Origin of the sequence: Mesorhizobium helmanticense, assembly GCF_003034915.1 — a bacterium.
Lineage (GTDB): Bacteria > Pseudomonadota > Alphaproteobacteria > Rhizobiales > Rhizobiaceae > Mesorhizobium > Mesorhizobium helmanticense.
The window spans coordinates 185,432-201,578 of sequence record NZ_PZJX01000047.1 but is presented as its reverse complement, the minus strand read 5'-3'; the positions used below and the strand labels follow the sequence as shown (position 1 = coordinate 201,578).

Genomic DNA, 16,147 nt, shown 5'->3' with positions numbered 1-16,147 from the left:
GGAGAATGGAGGCTAGAGCATCGCCTTCGTCGAAAGACCGTTCCTCGTCATATGGGGCCTGCCGCATGGCTTTCAAACACTACCTTGCCGCAGCCTTCATGCTTTTCCTCGCGCTTTGCGGCGCCATTTCGTCGGCGCGCGCCGAGCCTTTGCAGATCGTCGGCTTCGGCGACAGCCTGATGGCGGGTTTCAGCCTCGGCCCGGGCGAGGGCTTTACCGACAAATTGCAGGCGGCACTTCGCGCCAAAGGCCATGATGTGACTGTCGCCAATGCCGGCGTTTCCGGCGATACGTCGAGCGGCGGCCTGTCGCGGCTCGACTGGTCGGTGCCGGACGGGACCAAGCTCGTCATCCTCGAACTCGGCGCCAACGACATGCTGCGTGGCATCTCTACCGCCATCACGCAAAAGAATCTGGACGACATGCTCGCCAAGCTCAAGCAGCGCAAGATTGCCGTGCTGCTGGCCGGCATGCGCGCCGCGCCCAATCTCGGCGCCGATTACCAGAACAGCTTCGATGCGATCTTCCCGAAACTGGCCGAAAAATACGGCATTCCGCTCTATCCATTCTTTCTCGACGGCGTCGCCGGCGAGCCCGCCTTCCAGCTCAAAGATGGTCTGCACCCGAACGCCAGGGGCGTCGACCGCATGGTCGAGCGCATCCTGCCGACGGTGGAAAAGGCCATCGCCACGGCTCAGGGCGCCTCTTGAAGGGCAATTCCAATGATGTCGCCGCATTCCGTTAGGGAAACTTTCTGGTAGGCCTGCGACCAACAAACCGCTTGCTCCGCTTGAATATCGGTGATTCGCTAGGGACCAGAGTTCGATTCGAGGACAGGAGGCTCATCATGCCACGTCTTTTTACCGCCCTCGAAATTCCGCGTGATGCCGCCCTTTCACTGTCCCTGCTCAGGGGCGGCTTGCCCGGGGCCCGCTGGATCGACGTTGAAAATTACCATCTGACGCTGCGCTTCATCGGCGATGTCGAAGGCCATGTCGCCGACGAGATCGCCAACGCGCTCGACCGTGTCCACCGCCCCTCTTTCGCCCTGACGCTGTCCGGCGTCGGCGCCTTCGGCCAGAAGAAACCGCATGCGGTGTGGGCCGGCGTTTCCGCCTCGCCCGACCTCTCTGCGCTTCAGGGCGAGATCGATCGCATCTGCCAGCGCCTCGGCATCCCGGCCGATCCGCGCAAATTCATGCCGCATGTGACGCTGGCGCGCCTGCGCAATTCGAGCCCGCTCGACGTCGCCCAATATCTGTCGGCCCGCGGCAATTTTTCGACGCTGCCCTTCCGCGTCGGCCGCTTCGTGCTGATGTCGTCGCGCGATTCGGTCGGCGGCGGACCCTACATCGTCGAGGAGGCCTGGCCGCTGTCGGGCGCCGATGCGCGCGCGGCGAGCCGGCTCGCCAGCGTTTCCGACGCCTCGCGGATCATGCGATAGACCGAGGCGAAGGCTTCCGGTCCCTCATAATACGGATCGGGCACGTCTTGCGCCTTGGCCTGCGCGAATTCGAGGAACAGATGCACCCGGTCGCGCATGGCGGTAGGCGCCAGCGCCCTGAGATCACGGACGTTCGAACGGTCCATGCCGAGGATCAGGTCGAAGTGGTGGAAGTCCTCCGCTGTCACCTTGCGCGCCATCTGCCCGGAAATATCGATGCCATGGCGCCCCGCAATCGCGATCGAGCGTGGATCGGGGGCGGAACCGACCTCCCAGCCGCTGGTTGCGGCCGAATCGAGCAATACGTCCAGCCCGCGCTCGGCCAGCACAGCGCGCGACACGCCTTCGGCGAGTGGCGACCGGCAGATATTGCCGAGGCAGACGAAAAGAATGGAGTTTATGGGCTTTGCGCTCATCGATCCGGCGCTATGGTTTAAGGTCAAAGGTCGAGATAGCACGGGAGACGGACATGGCGAGAGAAAAACTGGGCAAAGAGGCGATCGCTGAAGCCCTGGCTGGGCTCGACGGTTGGTCGTTGGCTGGGGATGGCGGCTCGATCAGGCGCAGCTTCGTCTTCAAGAACTTTTCCGAGGCCTTCGCCTTCATGACGCGCGTCGCGCTCGCGGCGGAGAAGATGGACCATCATCCCGACTGGTCGAATGTCTACAAGACCGTGAACGTCACGCTGAACACGCATGACGCCGGCGGGGTCACCGCGCTCGATATCGAGCTGGCCAAGAAGATGAACCGCTATTTCGGTGGCTGACCCGCGTATTGCGATGTTCGCAATACGGCTGAGTATCTCAAATCGGCGGCGGCATCTTGCAGCGGGGTTCGGGTTTCACCACATTTTCCCTCGCGGTCGCCCGTTATGTCCACGCGGCGTTCGGCAAGGAGAGGTTGATGGCGCAAAAAACCGGTTTTGATTTCTTCGGCTTTGACGGCAAGCCGGGCGACGAGGGCGAAGTGCGCGCCAAATTCTGGCGCACCGCCAAGAAGGCCGCCCGGCATATCCCGTTCATGGAAGAAGTGGTCGCCGCCTATTACTGCGCCATGGACAAGAAGACGCCGCTGCGCGCCAAGGGCATATTGCTGGCCGCGCTCGGCTATTTCGTGCTGCCTGTGGACGCGATCCCCGACTTCGTCTTCGGGCTCGGCTTCACCGACGACATCGCCGTGCTGACCGCCGCGATCACCGCGGTCAGCGCCCATATCACGCCCGCGCACCGGCTGGCCGCCAGGGAGGCGATGGCCGACGAAAGCTGAGCTGGCGCTGCGCCGGCGGGCCGTGTGAAAAGTCAAACTCTTGCCGCTTTCGTGGCCTCCAAGTCGGCCCAGGGACACCATGTCCGCCGCTTTTCTAGCGGTGGCGCGGGAATGGCGGCGGTTTCCTGGGGTGAGGGTCCTTTTCCCAAAGGAAGTTCACCGTTTGGTAACCCAGATTAAATCAAAATGAAGCGACGGCAGGACGCCACGCGGATCTGCCTCCGCACCATTTGGAATACAGGAAAAACGATGCGCGGATTGATTGCTACAGTTTCGAGCCTGGTCCTGGTGGCCTTGACAGCGCCGGCCCTGGCGCAATCGGCGACCAAGATCGGCCAGCACAATGCCTGGGGCACCTACAGCTACAAGGCCTCGGGCGGCAAGGTCTGCTATGTCTTGACGGTGCCGACCGACAAGCAGCCGCCGACGCTCGACCATGGCGACATGTTCTTCTTCGTCAGCCAGCGGCCGGGACAGCAGATCTCCTACGAGCCGCAATTCATCGCCGGCTACAATTTCCAGGAAGGCTCCAAGGCGACCGTCACCATCGACAAGAAGAGCTTCTCGATGTTCACCCGCGGCAAGTCGGCCTGGGTGGAGAACGCCGCCGAGGAACCGGTGCTGATCGCCGCGATGAAGACCGGCACCGACATGAAAGTGTCGGCGAAATCCGGCCGCGGCAACACCACCACCTACGTCTTTTCGTTGAAGGGCATTTCCGCGGCGTTGGCGTCGATCGCCAAGTGTAAGTAGGCAAGCCGATTTGCCAAAGCCGGTTTGATGAAGGGCCGGGCCGCGAGCCCGGATTTTTTGCACCCCTTTCCGCTCATTCCTGCGGATATCTACGCCGCTTCCGCCCGGCGCCGCCGGATCGCCTCGGCGATGAAGACCCGCGACAGCGCGTGATAGAGCGGTTCGTGCGAGATCAGGCGCGCCGTGCCGTAGCCCAGCATCGAGGCGCACATCAGCGCAATGACATTGTCGTGATTGCCGGTCATTTCGAGGATGATGACGAAGGCGGTCATTGGCGCCTGCACCACGCCGGCAAAATAACCGGCCATGCCGAGCAGGGCGGCGGCACCCGCGCTGGCGCCGAAGACCAGGCCGAGCGAACTGCCGAGGCCGGCGCCAACCGCCAGCGACGGCGCGAAGATACCGCCGGGAATGCCCGAAATCATCGACAGCAGCCCGGCCGCGAATTTTTCGGCAAAGAAGAACCATGGCAGCGGCGTGCCTTCCACCGCGCTGCGCGCCTGCGCGTAACCGGTGCCGAAGGTCAGTCCGCCCGAGGCGACGCCGATCGCCGCCACCCCCAGCCCACAGACGGCGGCCACGGCCAGCACCCGCCACAAGGGCTGCAAGCTGTTCCAGCGCCGGATCCGCCGTGTCGCCTTCAGCGCCAGCAGCGAAAACAGCGCGCCAAAGCCGCCGCCGATGATGCCGCAGGCAATGACCAGCGGCCAGTCGGCGGCAAATGAGATCGTTTCCTTGGCGACACCGAAATAGGTGTAGTTGCCGAGCAGCCCTAGCGAGGCCAGGCCCGCCAGGATCACCGCCGTCAGCACCATCCCGTTGGTGCGCGCCTCGTAGGTGCGGCCCATCTCCTCAATGGCGAAGACGATGCCGGCGAGCGGCGTGTTGAAGGCGGCCGCGATGCCGGCGGCCGAGCCGGCCAGGATCAGGCCGCGCGCCTGCGCCATGCCGCCCCAGCGCGCCACTTGCAGCATCAGCGACGCACCGACCTGCACCGTCGGGCCTTCGCGTCCGATGGAGGCGCCGCAGAACAGGCCGACAATGGTCAGCGCGATCTTGCCCACCACCAGCCGCAGCGAAAGAATATGGCTGCGATCCTCGTCGTCGCGCAGATGCCGGGCGGCGATCGCCTGCGGAATGCCGCTGCCTTGCGAACCCGGAAAGAAGGCGTGCGCCAGCCAGGCGCAGACGACGAAGCCAAGCGGCGTGATGACGAGCGGCAGGCAGCTGCGCCAGCCGCCGTCATTGCCCGTCATCATGTGGAACAGCTCCTGCGCGCGGTCGGCCAGCATCGCAAACAGCACGCTGATCAGGCCGATGCAAACCGCGCCGGCCCAGAACACCAGCCGCGGCTGCCAGACGCGCCGCGAGCCCCACATTGCCCGCGAGCGCCGCAGCAGGGGATATTTTCGCAATATGCCGGCCATGACAGTCCTTCCAGGGAATGGTTCGACCTAACACAGCCACGACATGAGGGGCCAGCTTTGCGTACAGGCACGGCTCCCCCTATCGCCTTGTTATAGAGCCCTATCTCCCCTTGTTATAGAGAAGGTAAAAGATCCCGGCTCATGGCAGCGTTTCACCGTCGAGGATCCGCCGATAGAGATCGAGATAGCCCTTCGCGCTGCGGGCGATCGGGAACCGCTCGGCGGCAGAGTCCCGGCAACGCTGCGGCGAAAGGCCGCCAACCGCTTCAAACGCCGCGGCGAACTCCCCGTCGCTGTCGAAGAGGCGCCCTGTATCGTCGTCGATGATCTCGGGCATGGCGCCGCGCGGCGTCGTCAGCACCGGCGTTCCGCACAGCATAGCCTCGACCGGCGCCATGCCGAACGGCTCTTCCCAGGCGATCGGATTGAGGAAGGCCTTTGCTTGCCCGAGCAAACGCAACTTTTCGTCACCGTTGACGACGCCATGGAAGCGAAAGCGCTTTCCCAGGCTCTTGAAGAAGACACCATCGCGCCGGACCTGGCTGCGCGTCAAAAGCGTCCAGCGCGAGCCGCCGGCGATATCGAGGGGGAAATCGAATTCTTTCGCCAGATCGACCGCGCGGTTCAGGTTCTTGCCGGCGCGCGCGATGGCGGCGAGGAACAGCAGGCGGTCGCTCTTCGAAGCGGTCAGGCGATAGGCGTCGACCGGAAAGCCGTTGTAGACGAAGGTCTTCCTGCCATGGTTCCGCGCATGGCTGGCGCTGACGAAGCTCCAGTTCGGCTGCGGCCTCGATTTTTGCGGGGAGTAGCCATGCGCGGTGTTGAGGGACGGGTAGGGAACGTCGAGAAACCAGCTGTGAAAATGGACGATCTGCGTGTCCGCCGGAATGGCGGCCCGGTATTGCGCTTCCGAGGATGCATGCCGCACCTCGCAAAGCGGGTGGCTTGAGCCGGGACTGGCAATCAGCACGACGCGATGGCCAAGGCGGGCCAATTCCGAAGCCAGCCAGTCGACCTGGCGCTGGGTGCCGCCATAGCCCCTGGAGGGGATGGTTCCGATAACCGCCAGTGTGATGCGCATCAGCCGCCTCTGCCGGTTTTTTGCGTTACCATGACCTCATCCAAAAAACCGGTTTCCACTTCTTGGGATCACGGTCTATCTGGCTCGACCTTCAGCGGCGAGCGCGGATGCAGGAGCAGCAGGATCGTCAGCAGGCTGCAGGCGATGCCGATCACGGCGATAAGGACCGCGTCAAGTGTCGTCCAGCCGGGGCCTTCGAGTGGCTTGGCGTTGAACAGGGCGAAGGAATTGTAGCTCTGCTGATGCGAAATCAGCAGGAACCCGGTCAGATTGTTGCCGAGATGGGCGCCGAAGGCGGCGCCGAGATTGCCGGTGGCATGGACCACCAGCGTCAGCAGCAGTGCGAAAGCGGCGATCGAGGCGAGCACACAGGCGTTGATGGCGGCGCTCGAGCCTGGGCTCCAATGCATCGAGGTGAACAGCAGTCCCGGCAGCAGCGCCCAGATGAAGGGGTTTCGAAACCGGCTGGCCAGGCCCCTCAAGAGATAGCCGCGAAACAGCACCTCCTCGGACGAGGTTTGCAGCAGGGTCAGCACGATGATCGGGACCAGGAAGACAAGCCAGGTCGAGAAGCTGATCGCACCCCGCGCCATCTCGGGCTGCAGCACATAGAGCAGGATTTCGGACAGCGCCGAGGTGATCAGCACCGCGGCTAACCCCTTGAGGAATCCATCGCGCGAGACATGGCGGCTCACGCCGAGCAGCGCCGTCAGCGGCTCGCGATGGACCCAGCGCATGGCAACCCAAAGGCCGATCCAGATGCCGGCGAAGGAGGCGAGTGCGGCAAGAATCCCGGCGGGCGACGCCATGAAGTCCTGCACCGTACCCGCCGATGCCTGCCACAGCGCGAAAAGATAGGCGCCGCCGAGCAACACGACCATGGTCGTCGCGACCCAGAACAGGATGACGATCGCCGATCCGAACAGCAGGCGCGGCAGGGTCGTCTTGTCGTTGGGGGTAAGCCGATAGCGCTCGAAGGCGGCAGGGTCTGATATCACGCGGGTTCCTTTGCCGAACGCATCGGGTCGCATGATCTAGCGCATGACCCCGAAAATCAAAATCGATTTTCGGGGTCATGCGCAAATTGAAGCTGCGGAGACCGCCGACTTGGCGGTGGCTCCTGCTGGTTATTGACGCACGACGTACATGATGCGCCGCGTGGCCGGATCGACCAGCGCCGGCTGGCCGTTCACATAGACATAGCGATAGTCGTAGTCCGGAATCTCGCGCAGTTCGACGCTGTCGGGCAAGGTTGCGCCGGTCACCACCTCGCCATCGAGATAGACCGGATCGAGCCTGTTGGTGTCGACATAGGTGCGCACCTCGGCCGGCGGTCGTCTGATGGGCTCGATCGGCTCGCCGGCGACGATCGCTCCGGTATAGGTGTCGGAATACTCGTCGCTGTCGGCGGGCGGCGTCACGATGGTGATGTCGGCATCGGCCGGACGCCGCGTCAGCACGACCCGGTCGCCGCCGAAATCGGCGGTCACATAGTCGGAATAGATCCAACCCTGGCCACCTGCCTCGGCGATGGTGCACCATTTGCTGTTTTCGATACAGCCGTCGAGCGTCGCTGACTGGCCTGCAGTGAGCACGCCGATGACCGGGTATTGCGGGCCAGGCCCGGCGCGCACATTGAGATCGGCAATGGCCGAAACGGCGGTGTCGGCCAAGGCCGTCCCCGACATGGCGGCAAGCGCGCCGGCTATGGCAGGAAACAGTAAGCGTTTCATGGTTTCGCTCCGTTTTTCACAATCCCTCGCCAACGGAAACGAGGCAAACCCCTCATGCGTTCCGGCTAAAATGCCCCGGCCGGCTCACGATTTATTCCGGTTTCTTTCGTTACCCCGGTCAGGAGGTCATGGATAAAAGCCAGCTTTTGCGCCGTTCGATCCGAGATGACGAAGGGATAGAGGTCGGGCAGGCCCATGCAGCGGTTGATCGAGTTGGACGCCTCCGACAGCACCAGCCAGCGGGTCAGGATCCTTTCAAAGGGTTCCGGCGTGGCTGCGGGTTCGGCCGGCGCCGCCTGCGGCTTGCCGCCGGTATCGCCCTGCGGCAGAGCGTTGGTTTCCACGGTTTCCAGCCGGCCGAGCGGAAAATTCAGCGCATGCACCATTTCCAGCGTATCGGTGATGTGCAGATGGTGCGCCCATGTCTCGGCCCAGTCCTCCCAGGGATGGGACGTGGCATAGGCCGAGATGTGGCTCTGCTGCCAGTCGGGCGCGGCGCCATTGGCGTAGTAGGCCTTCAGGGCCTGTTCGTAGTCGGCGCGCTCGTCGCCGAACAGGCTGCGGAAGGCGGCAAGCCTTTGCGGGTCGTCGCGGATCAGGCGGTCCCAGTAATAATGGCCGAGTTCGTGACGGAAATGGCCGAGCAAGGTGCGGTAGTTCTCGCCCATCTCGATGCGCCGCCTCTCGCGCTCAGCCGAATCCGCCTCGGCGACGTTGAGCGTGATCAGGCCGTTGTCGTGGCCAGTCAGGATGCGTTCGCCGCCCGGTCCGCCGCCGATCGGATCGGCGAGGAAATCGAAAGCCAGACCGGCCTCATCCAGCGGGCCGGTCTTGGGCGCGACCGGCAGGCCGAAGGCGAGCAGGGAATAGATGGCGCGTTTCTTCGCCGCCTCGACGCGGATCCAGTGCTGGCGGTTGCCATCGACCGAAAGGTCGGGGATCAGCTGGTTCAGCATGCAGGCGCGGCAGAAGGCATGGCCCGGCTCTGCCCGCCAGTTGCAGGCACACTCGTCGGCGTTGGTGCACTGGAAAACGCCATCGGCGCCTGACAGCGCGAAGCGCGCGTGCCCCGGATCGTAAAGCACGAGGCTGGCGCAGTTGAGGCACTGGGCATTCTCGAAATACAGGCGGTGGCCGCAATGCGGGCAATCGAAAAGCTTCATGTCGGTCTCAAATCATCAGGGGTCCGCACACCGGACAAGATGACGGACATAGTGCGGGGCGATCCGTTGCCCAAACGTCCGCCATCGGCGAGCCGTTCCCGCCGAGGCTATTTTGCCGCAAGCTGGGCGACGACCTGCCGCGCCACCGCCTCGCCGGACAGCCGCGCGCCGCCGCAGGTCTGCATCAGCGGACCGGCCAGGTGCTCGCCGGCGAAGAAGATCTTCTCCGCCACCGGCTGCATCAGCGTGGCGCGTGCCTCCGAACGGCCGGGGCGGGCCGCCGCATAAGCGCCGCGCACGAAGCGCTCGCCGCCCCAATTGGTCATCATGGCGCGTCCGACATGTTTTCGCACATCCGTGCCGAAGATGCCGCATAGCCGGTCGACGACGAAATCGACGCCTGCCGCCTCTCCCGCCGCCGACATCTCCCAGGCGAAATCGCCGCCGACGAAGCCGACCATCAGGTCGAGGTCGAAGGGAAAGCACAGGAAGTAGATGTCGTGCCTGGCCATCCGTTCGATCAGCAGGTCATCGAACGGCGCCAGCCCGAGCCTCGTGCCCCGGATTTCCACCGGCAGCTTGGTCAGCATGCCCATCGGCAGGTCGAAGAAGGCGCCAAAATGCGTGTCGGGCAGCGCCGGCGAGAATTCGATCTCCTCGAAGGCGAGCACGGCCGGCGAAGCCGTGACGATGGCTGCCTTGGCGCGGATGGTGCCGCGATCGGTGACGCAGGCCACGCCAGGCACCTCCCAGAGGATCTTGCGCACCGGCGTCGACAGTTCGACCGGCACCTCGGCCCCGAAACGGGCGACCAATGCGCCGAACCCTTCCTTGGAGAAGTAGTTCGGATCGAGATCGGCGGCGGCCTGGAAGTCGCAGATCGAGATCTCGTCCTCGTCGGCGCCGAAATCCATCGGCCCGGCAAAGGTGGCGGCCGCACGCGGCGCCTGTCCCCTGGCGAGCAGCGCCGAAAGCCGGTCGTCGTCGCCATCGCCGACCTCATGCGCCGCCAAAAGCTCGAACAGCTTGGCGTCCGCAGCCTTCATCGCGGCCTCCTCGGCCTCGCTCGCCTTGCGCTGGAGATAGTAGAGATGATCGACATTCATGTCGTGATGGTGAAGCGTCCAGCCGGCCGCCTGGGCCTCGGGAAAATAGGGATTGCGGTCGGCCGCGTGCAGCCAGGCGCAGCCGATGTCGAATGGCACGCCGAAATGCTGGTCGCTGGTCCAGGCGCGGCCGCCAATGCGGTTCATCGCCTCGAACAGCTTGAAGGAAAGGCCGGCTGCGCCAAGGGTCCTGGCGGCGGCAAGCCCCGCCGAACCGGCGCCAACGATCACGACGTCAACGTCTTCCATGAATATTCTGCCCCGCCACAATAATTGCTTGATCGTAGGCAAGTTCTGCGGCATTCGCCAGCGCGGTACCGGGAAACGCGTAAACGACTTCTTACCGTATCTGCCCGAAAACCGGAGTCGACTTTCGCAAAGCATGATACGCGGACTCAAAGTGTTGGAGCGTACTTTGTGCCTGCGAATGCACGCACGCCGCTCTAGAGTGACAAACGCACGTTTCACTGGCAAATTCGCAACTGGGACGTGATTCAGGCAAATCAGGAGAACAGCATGGCATTTCTTGCCAAGGGAAAAATGTTTGCAGCGGCCACGGTAGTGGCGGTGTTTGCACTGGCGACGGGCGCGCAGGCGGCGGCCAGCTGCGGCAAGAGCGGCGCCGGCTTCGATGCTTGGAAGCCGGAGTTTGCGGCGGAGGCCAGGGCCAATGGTGTAGGCGCGAAGGGTCTGGCCGCTCTGGCCAACGCGAATTACGCAACAAGGACGATCGCCGCCGACCGCGCCATCCACAAGGCTTTCAGCGGCTCGGTGGAAGCCTTCATGAAGCGCCGTGGCGGATCCGCGATCATTGCCAAGGGCCGGGCGTTGAAGAAGTCGAACGCAGCGCTGTTCGACAAGATCGAACGGACCTACGGCGTGTCGCCGGGTGTGTTGCTCGCCATCTGGGGTATGGAGACCGGCTTCGGGTCCTCCATGGGCAACCAGAACACGGTCTCTGCCATTTTGACGCTTGCCTATGATTGCCGCCGCCCGGAATTCTTCTACCCGCATGCCATTGCGGCGCTGAAGCTGGTCGATCGCGGAGCGTTGAGCGCCTCGTCGGTCGGCGCCATGCATGGCGAGATCGGCCACACGCAGTTCCTGCCCGGCAATGTCATGAAGTATGGCGTCGGCAGCAGAAACCTGCGCGACAAGAGCACTGCGTTGGCGTCCACCGCCAACTTCCTCAAGGGTCATGGCTGGCGGGCGGGCGCGAGCGCGCAGGCCAATATGGGCGCAATCGCCGGCTGGAATTCAGCGAGCGTCTATCAACAGGCCATCGCCCGCATCGCCACGGCGATCGATGCCGACTGATAGAGATATCCAGATTGATTAGTGGAAAGCCCGGCCATGCGCCGGGCTTTTTTGTTGATGTGTGGCAAATGCCATGCCCGGCTGAGCGCCTGGCACATCGCTCTCAATTATTCGCGTAGCCGCTCAACGGGCATTTCCGGGAAACGGGAATCTGGAAGGTACCGGTAATACCGCTGCAGGTACGAAATTTGGGGTTCCGCGGCGCCGGGGTAGCCGTCTTTGATTTCCCCGTCATCTCGATTTTGGTCGGTTGGTCGAACTGCGCGTGGCCGCTCAACGGGCATTTCTGGGAAGCGGGAACCTGGAAGGCGCCGTTATTTCGGTAGCAAGTACGGAAGTTGGACGTCCGAGGCGCCGGGGCTTGCGTAGCAGCCTTCGACTTGCCCTTGATGACCATCCAGATTTCGGTCGGCAGGTCGAATTGCAGGTTGTTCAAATCGGAGTAGCTGATCCGCCCGCTGCGTATCCCTTCGGCAAGGCGCTCGCAGAACAGGGCCGGCATGCGCTCCTGCGAGACGCCCATGAAAGAGGCGATATCATGCTTGAGCGTGATGCCCCATGCGTGGACAGCGGTGACACATCCGCCCAGGTTTGCGCTTGGGTTGCGTTTCGCGCTTGCCTCCGACGACGGGCACACCGTCAAGGCGATGGCCGTTGCAAAGAGAATAAAAATACCAGTTTTCATTGTAAAAAACCCCCGATCCAGCAAGAGAGAGCGTAGATGAAGCCACCGAAAGGTCAAATGAAACTCATTTGCGGTGGTTAATTTCGATTATATTAGAAATGACAAATAAAACCCGGCGTCTCCGCCGGGTTTCTCGGATCGTTTTCAGCCTTCACGGAATCGGTAGAGCGCCCAGCCCGCTGTTTGGATCTCAGCCCTTGCGGTTGCGCGCCGCCAGCGTGCGCAGCCTCAGCGCGTTGAGGCGGATGAAGCCTTCGGCGTCCTTCTGGTCATAGGCGCCGCGGTCGTCCTCGAAGGTGACCAGCGCGTCGGAGTAGAGCGTCTTCTTCGACTTGCGGCCGGTGACGATGACATTGCCCTTGTAGAGCTTCAGTCGCACCGTGCCTTCGACGTCTTCCTGGCTCTTGTCGATCATCGCCTGCAGCATCAGCCGCTCGGGCGCGAACCAGAAGCCGTTGTAGATCAACTCGGCATAGCGCGGCATGAACTCGTCCTTGAGGTGGGCCGCACCCCGGTCCAGCGTGATCGATTCGATCGCCCGGTGAGCCGATATCAGGATGGTGCCGCCGGGCGTTTCATAGACGCCGCGCGATTTCATGCCGACGAAACGGTTCTCGACCAGGTCGAGCCGGCCGATGCCGTTGTCGCGGCCGAGATCATTGAGCGCGGCCAGCATCGTCGCCGGCGACAGTTTCTTGCCGTCGAGCGCGATGGGATCGCCTTTCAGGAATTCGATCTCGATCTCGGTGACTTCGTCCGGCGCGTCCATCGGCGAGATGGTGCGCTGGTGGACGAATTCCGGCGGCTCGGTCCACGGGTCCTCCAGCACCTTGCCCTCGGAGGACGAGTGCAGAAGGTTGGCGTCGACGGAGAATGGCGCGTCGCCCTTCTTGTCCTTCGGCACCGGAATCTGGTGCTGCTCGGCGAAGTTGATGAGATCGGTGCGCGACTTGAACGACCAGTCGCGCCACGGCGCGATGACCTTGATGTCGGGGTTCAGCGCATAGGCCGACAGTTCGAAACGAACCTGGTCGTTGCCCTTGCCGGTGGCGCCATGGGCGATGGCATCGGCGCCGGTCTCCCGGGCGATCTCGACCAGGTGCTTGGAGATCAGCGGCCGCGCGATCGAGGTGCCGAGCAGATAGGTACCTTCATAGACGGTGTTGGCGCGGAACATCGGGAAGACGAAGTCGGCGACGAACTCCTCGCGGACATCGACGATGCGGATATCCTTGATGCCCATCATCTCGGCCTTGCGGCGCGCCGGCTCCAGTTCGCCGCCCTGGCCGAGGTCGGCGGTGAAGGTGACGACTTCGGCGCCGAGTTCGGTCTGCAGCCATTTCAGGATGATGGAGGTGTCGAGGCCGCCGGAATAGGCGAGCACGACCTTCTTGACGTCTTTTATCTTGCTGGGGGACATTTTAGCGGTTCCGCGCGAAAGGTTTCGCGGGCGAGGTATCACGGCGTTTCCGGCCAGCGCAAGAGACGAACGGTGCCTGGACCAGATGCTGCATCTCCCAGAAGCTGGCAAGAGCACGGCTCTTGGAGTATGGCTGCGCCGTCTTTTGCTGCCACGAGCCATATTTGCTGCCACGAGATTGGCCATGTCCTTCATTCCCGACACCACGACGCTGATCCAGTTCGCCATCGCCACCGTGATCCTGGCGATCACGCCGGGGCCCGACATGACGCTGTTCGTGTCGCGCACGCTGAGCCAGGGCCGCGCCACCGGCTTTGCCTCGATGGCCGGGGCGCTGTGCGGCACGCTGATCCACACGACGCTGGTGGTGGTCGGCGTCTCGGCGCTGATCGTGGCCTCGCCGATGGCCTTCTTCGTGCTCAAGCTGTTCGGCGCCGGCTATCTCGTCTTCCTGGCGTGGCAGGCCATCGCAAAGGGGTCGGCCTTCTCGCCGGAGAAGAAGAGCGGCCCGCAGATTTCGCTGTTCCGTAGCTGGGCGGCCGGGCTCGGCGTCAATTTGCTCAACCCGAAGATCATCCTGTTCTTCATGACCTTCCTGCCGCAATTCGTCTCGGCGCACGATCCGAACGCACCGGGAAAACTGTTCTTCCTCGGCGCGATGTTCGTCGTGCTGTCGATCCCGGTGACGGCGCCGATGGTCTTTGCAGCGGAAAGATTCTCGACGGCGATGAAGGCCAGCCCGCGGGTGACACGCGTCGTCGACTACCTGTTTGCCGGGGTGTTTTCGGCCTTCGCGCTCAAGATCCTGACGGCCCAGGCGAAATAGCGCTTCCGATCTGACGCCAGCTTCCGGCCCAGCGCCCGGCGCTCAACCAGTAGAAGATGCCGCCGACCATGCCGCAGCCGATCACCGCCAGCATGACGCTGGTGTTGGTGACCTCGAAATTGGCATCGGCCGTCTGGTGGACGAAGCCGAGGAAAACCGCGGCGACCGCAGCACCCGCCAGCGCATAGAACAGCCAGTCGCGCCTGCCGAGGATCTCGGAAACGATGATGGCGATGGCCGCCGGCATGAAGGCGAAATAGGCGACGAACAGCGCGACGAAGGGGATGGAAAACCACAGCGACGCCTGCGCCGCCGGTTGCGTCTCGTCCGTCATCAGCCCAAGAGACGCCAGGAACATGATGTTGAGGAAGGCGCTTGCCGCCAGCGAAGCGACGCCATAGCCGATCAGGATGACAGCGAAGCGGATGAGGTAGGCGACGAGACGGTTCACGCCTCGCCGTGCCCCGCGATCATCATCGCTTCCAGCGCAAGCCGGTCGACCTTGCGCATGCGCTCCGATTCCGACTTGAGCTGGCCGCAGGCGGCCAGGATATCGCGGCCGCGTGGCGTGCGTATCGGCGAGGCGTAGCCAGCATTGTTGATATAGTCGGCGAATTTCTCGATCGTCTCCCAGTCCGAGCACTGGTAGTTGGTGCCCGGCCACGGGTTGAACGGGATCAGATTGATCTTGGCCGGGACGCCCTTGAGCAATTTGATCAGGGCCTTGGCGTCCTCAATGGAATCGTTCACGTCCTTGAGCATCACATATTCGAAGGTGATGCGCTTGGCGTTCGACAGGCCGGGGTAGGCGCGGCAGGCGGCGATCAGTTCTTTCAGCGGATACTTCTTGTTGATCGGCACCAAGAGGTCGCGCAGATCGTCATTGGTGGCGTGCAGCGAGATCGCCAGCATGACGCCGATCTCCTCGCCGGTGCGAAAGATTTCGGGTACGACACCGGAGGTCGACAACGTGATGCGGCGCTTGGACAGGGAAAGCCCGTCGCCATCGGAGGCGATCAGCAGCGCCTTCTTCACCGCCTCGAAATTGTAGAGCGGCTCGCCCATGCCCATCATGACGATGTTGGACACTTTCCTGCCCTCGGCCGGCACGATGGCGCCGTCCGGCGTGTCGCGGTCGGGGAAATCGCCAAGCCGGTCGCGGGCGGTGAGCAACTGCGCCAGGATCTCTTCCGCCGTCAGATTACGCACCAGCTTCTGCGTGCCGGTGTGGCAGAAGGAACAGGTCAACGTGCAGCCGACCTGCGAGGAGATGCACAGCGTGCCGCGGCCTTCCTCGGGAATGTAGACGGTCTCGATCTCGACCGGCCGGCCGGCGCCACGCGGCGGAAAGCGGAACAGCCATTTGCGCGTGCCGTCGGCGGAGATCTGCTCCTCGACGATTTCGGGTCTGGCAACAGTGAAATGCTTATCCAGCTCGGCGCGCAAATCCTTGGAGATGTTGAACATGCCGGCGAAGTCGGAGACGCCGCGCACATACATCCAGTGCCAGAGCTGCTGGGCGCGCATCTTGGCCTGGCGCTCCGGCACGATGCCCGATGCGACGAGGGCTTCACCAAGCTCAGCCCTCGTCAGGCCGACCAGCGACGGCTTTTCGGCCGGCGTGGCGCGGGCGCGCAACGCCTCACGGGCGCCTTCGGTGGTGAGATCGAGCGAAAGGGTCATGGTTGCACTGATATAAGCTATTTGCGGCCGATTGCAGCATCACGCTGGACATGAAGCGCGGCGCATAGCACAGCCTGACGCCGGAGTCATGCGCGCGCCGATCCACCTCTGCCACAACAATGGGAAGGGGAGCCTGAACTGGCCATATCCGGCTCGCAGCTTGACTCTGCGGCCGATTTCCTGTCTACAGCCCACGAATTCCGCGACGAGTATCCCTCCGAGCAAGCCGACCAGGACGCCGAA

General features: G+C 63.3%; 18 protein-coding genes. 7 read left to right on the top strand and 11 right to left on the bottom strand.

The window, feature by feature from the left end:
* The first annotated feature begins 65 nt into the window (after positions 1 to 65).
* Together C9427_RS26230 and thpR are read left to right on the top strand one after the other, a co-directional pair.
* Positions 66 to 710 (top strand): arylesterase, encoded by a 645-nt coding sequence (locus C9427_RS26230; protein ID WP_107651957.1) that lies wholly within the window; start codon positions 66 to 68, stop codon positions 708 to 710.
* A 137-nt stretch (positions 711 to 847) separates the two neighbouring features.
* On the top strand, positions 848 to 1,444 hold the full coding sequence (gene thpR / locus C9427_RS26225; RefSeq protein WP_107651956.1) for an RNA 2',3'-cyclic phosphodiesterase: 597 nt from the start codon (positions 848 to 850) through the stop codon (positions 1,442 to 1,444).
* Here thpR and C9427_RS26220 read toward each other — a convergent pair.
* Positions 1,348 to 1,860, bottom strand: a complete 513-nt coding sequence (locus tag C9427_RS26220; RefSeq protein ID WP_107651955.1) for a low molecular weight protein-tyrosine-phosphatase — start codon at positions 1,858 to 1,860, stop codon at positions 1,348 to 1,350. The genes thpR and C9427_RS26220 overlap by 97 nt on opposite strands.
* A 53-nt stretch (positions 1,861 to 1,913) precedes the next feature.
* On the opposite strand from C9427_RS26220, the gene C9427_RS26215 reads away from it, so the two are divergent.
* The 3 genes from C9427_RS26215 (at position 1,914) to C9427_RS26205 (ending at position 3,463) form a co-directional block, all read left to right on the top strand.
* Complete coding sequence (locus C9427_RS26215) at positions 1,914 to 2,210, top strand: 4a-hydroxytetrahydrobiopterin dehydratase (RefSeq protein ID WP_107651954.1); 297 nt, start codon at positions 1,914 to 1,916, stop codon at positions 2,208 to 2,210.
* A 137-nt stretch (positions 2,211 to 2,347) separates the two neighbouring features.
* Entirely contained in the window at positions 2,348 to 2,710 is a 363-nt protein-coding gene (locus C9427_RS26210) for a YkvA family protein (protein ID WP_107651998.1), read from the top strand.
* Positions 2,711 to 2,959: 249 nt separating this feature from the next.
* Entirely contained in the window at positions 2,960 to 3,463 is a 504-nt protein-coding gene (locus tag C9427_RS26205) for an invasion associated locus B family protein (RefSeq protein WP_107651953.1), read from the top strand.
* Between the two features lie 89 nt (positions 3,464 to 3,552).
* Here C9427_RS26205 and C9427_RS26200 read toward each other — a convergent pair whose 3' ends face one another.
* The 6 genes from C9427_RS26200 to C9427_RS26175 all read right to left on the bottom strand — a co-directional run bounded on the left by C9427_RS26200 (position 3,553) and on the right by C9427_RS26175 (position 10,222).
* On the bottom strand, positions 3,553 to 4,890 hold the full coding sequence (locus C9427_RS26200) for a chloride channel protein (protein WP_107651952.1): 1,338 nt from the start codon (positions 4,888 to 4,890) through the stop codon (positions 3,553 to 3,555).
* A gap of 139 nt (positions 4,891 to 5,029) precedes the next feature.
* Entirely contained in the window at positions 5,030 to 5,971 is a 942-nt protein-coding gene (locus C9427_RS26195; protein WP_107651951.1) for a glycosyltransferase, read from the bottom strand.
* Between the two features lie 68 nt (positions 5,972 to 6,039).
* Positions 6,040 to 6,969: a CPBP family intramembrane glutamic endopeptidase gene (locus tag C9427_RS26190; RefSeq protein ID WP_107651997.1), complete on the bottom strand. Its 930-nt coding sequence runs from the start codon at positions 6,967 to 6,969 to the stop codon at positions 6,040 to 6,042.
* Between the two features lie 129 nt (positions 6,970 to 7,098).
* The gene (locus tag C9427_RS26185) at positions 7,099 to 7,704 is read right to left on the bottom strand and encodes a DUF1236 domain-containing protein (protein ID WP_107651950.1); all 606 of its coding nucleotides are present in this window, start codon (positions 7,702 to 7,704) and stop codon (positions 7,099 to 7,101) included.
* A gap of 65 nt (positions 7,705 to 7,769) precedes the next feature.
* A complete protein-coding gene (locus tag C9427_RS26180) occupies positions 7,770 to 8,867 on the bottom strand; it encodes a zinc-binding metallopeptidase family protein (RefSeq protein WP_107651949.1) in 1,098 nt (365 codons plus the stop codon).
* 107 nt (positions 8,868 to 8,974) lie between these two features.
* Positions 8,975 to 10,222, bottom strand: a complete 1,248-nt coding sequence (locus tag C9427_RS26175; RefSeq protein ID WP_107651948.1) for a flavin monoamine oxidase family protein — start codon at positions 10,220 to 10,222, stop codon at positions 8,975 to 8,977.
* Positions 10,223 to 10,489: 267 nt separating this feature from the next.
* Between C9427_RS26175 and C9427_RS26170 the strand changes: the two genes are divergently transcribed.
* Positions 10,490 to 11,290 carry a lytic murein transglycosylase gene (locus tag C9427_RS26170; protein WP_107651996.1) on the top strand — a complete coding sequence of 267 codons (801 nt, stop codon included), beginning with the start codon at positions 10,490 to 10,492 and terminating at the stop codon, positions 11,288 to 11,290.
* Positions 11,291 to 11,393: 103 nt separating this feature from the next.
* On the opposite strand, the gene C9427_RS26165 is transcribed toward C9427_RS26170, so the two are convergent.
* Both C9427_RS26165 and C9427_RS26160 read right to left on the bottom strand, forming a co-directional pair.
* Positions 11,394 to 11,975: a hypothetical protein gene (locus C9427_RS26165; protein WP_245437177.1), complete on the bottom strand. Its 582-nt coding sequence runs from the start codon at positions 11,973 to 11,975 to the stop codon at positions 11,394 to 11,396.
* 190 nt (positions 11,976 to 12,165) lie between these two features.
* Positions 12,166 to 13,395, bottom strand: a complete 1,230-nt coding sequence (locus C9427_RS26160) for an argininosuccinate synthase (RefSeq protein ID WP_107651947.1) — start codon at positions 13,393 to 13,395, stop codon at positions 12,166 to 12,168.
* 184 nt (positions 13,396 to 13,579) lie between these two features.
* Here C9427_RS26160 and C9427_RS26155 point away from each other — a divergent pair, with 184 nt between their 5' ends.
* Positions 13,580 to 14,221, top strand: a complete 642-nt coding sequence (locus C9427_RS26155) for a LysE family translocator (protein WP_107651946.1) — start codon at positions 13,580 to 13,582, stop codon at positions 14,219 to 14,221.
* Here the strand turns inward: C9427_RS26155 and C9427_RS26150 are convergent.
* Positions 14,193 to 14,672, bottom strand: coding sequence for a hypothetical protein (locus tag C9427_RS26150; protein ID WP_107651945.1), 480 nt, complete (start codon positions 14,670 to 14,672; stop codon positions 14,193 to 14,195). The genes C9427_RS26155 and C9427_RS26150 overlap by 29 nt on opposite strands.
* Positions 14,669 to 15,904 carry a dual-specificity RNA methyltransferase RlmN gene (rlmN, locus tag C9427_RS26145; RefSeq protein ID WP_097575296.1) on the bottom strand — a complete coding sequence of 412 codons (1,236 nt, stop codon included), beginning with the start codon at positions 15,902 to 15,904 and terminating at the stop codon, positions 14,669 to 14,671. The genes C9427_RS26150 and rlmN overlap by 4 nt, the downstream gene beginning before the upstream one ends.
* Between the last annotated feature and the right edge of the window lie 243 nt (positions 15,905 to 16,147).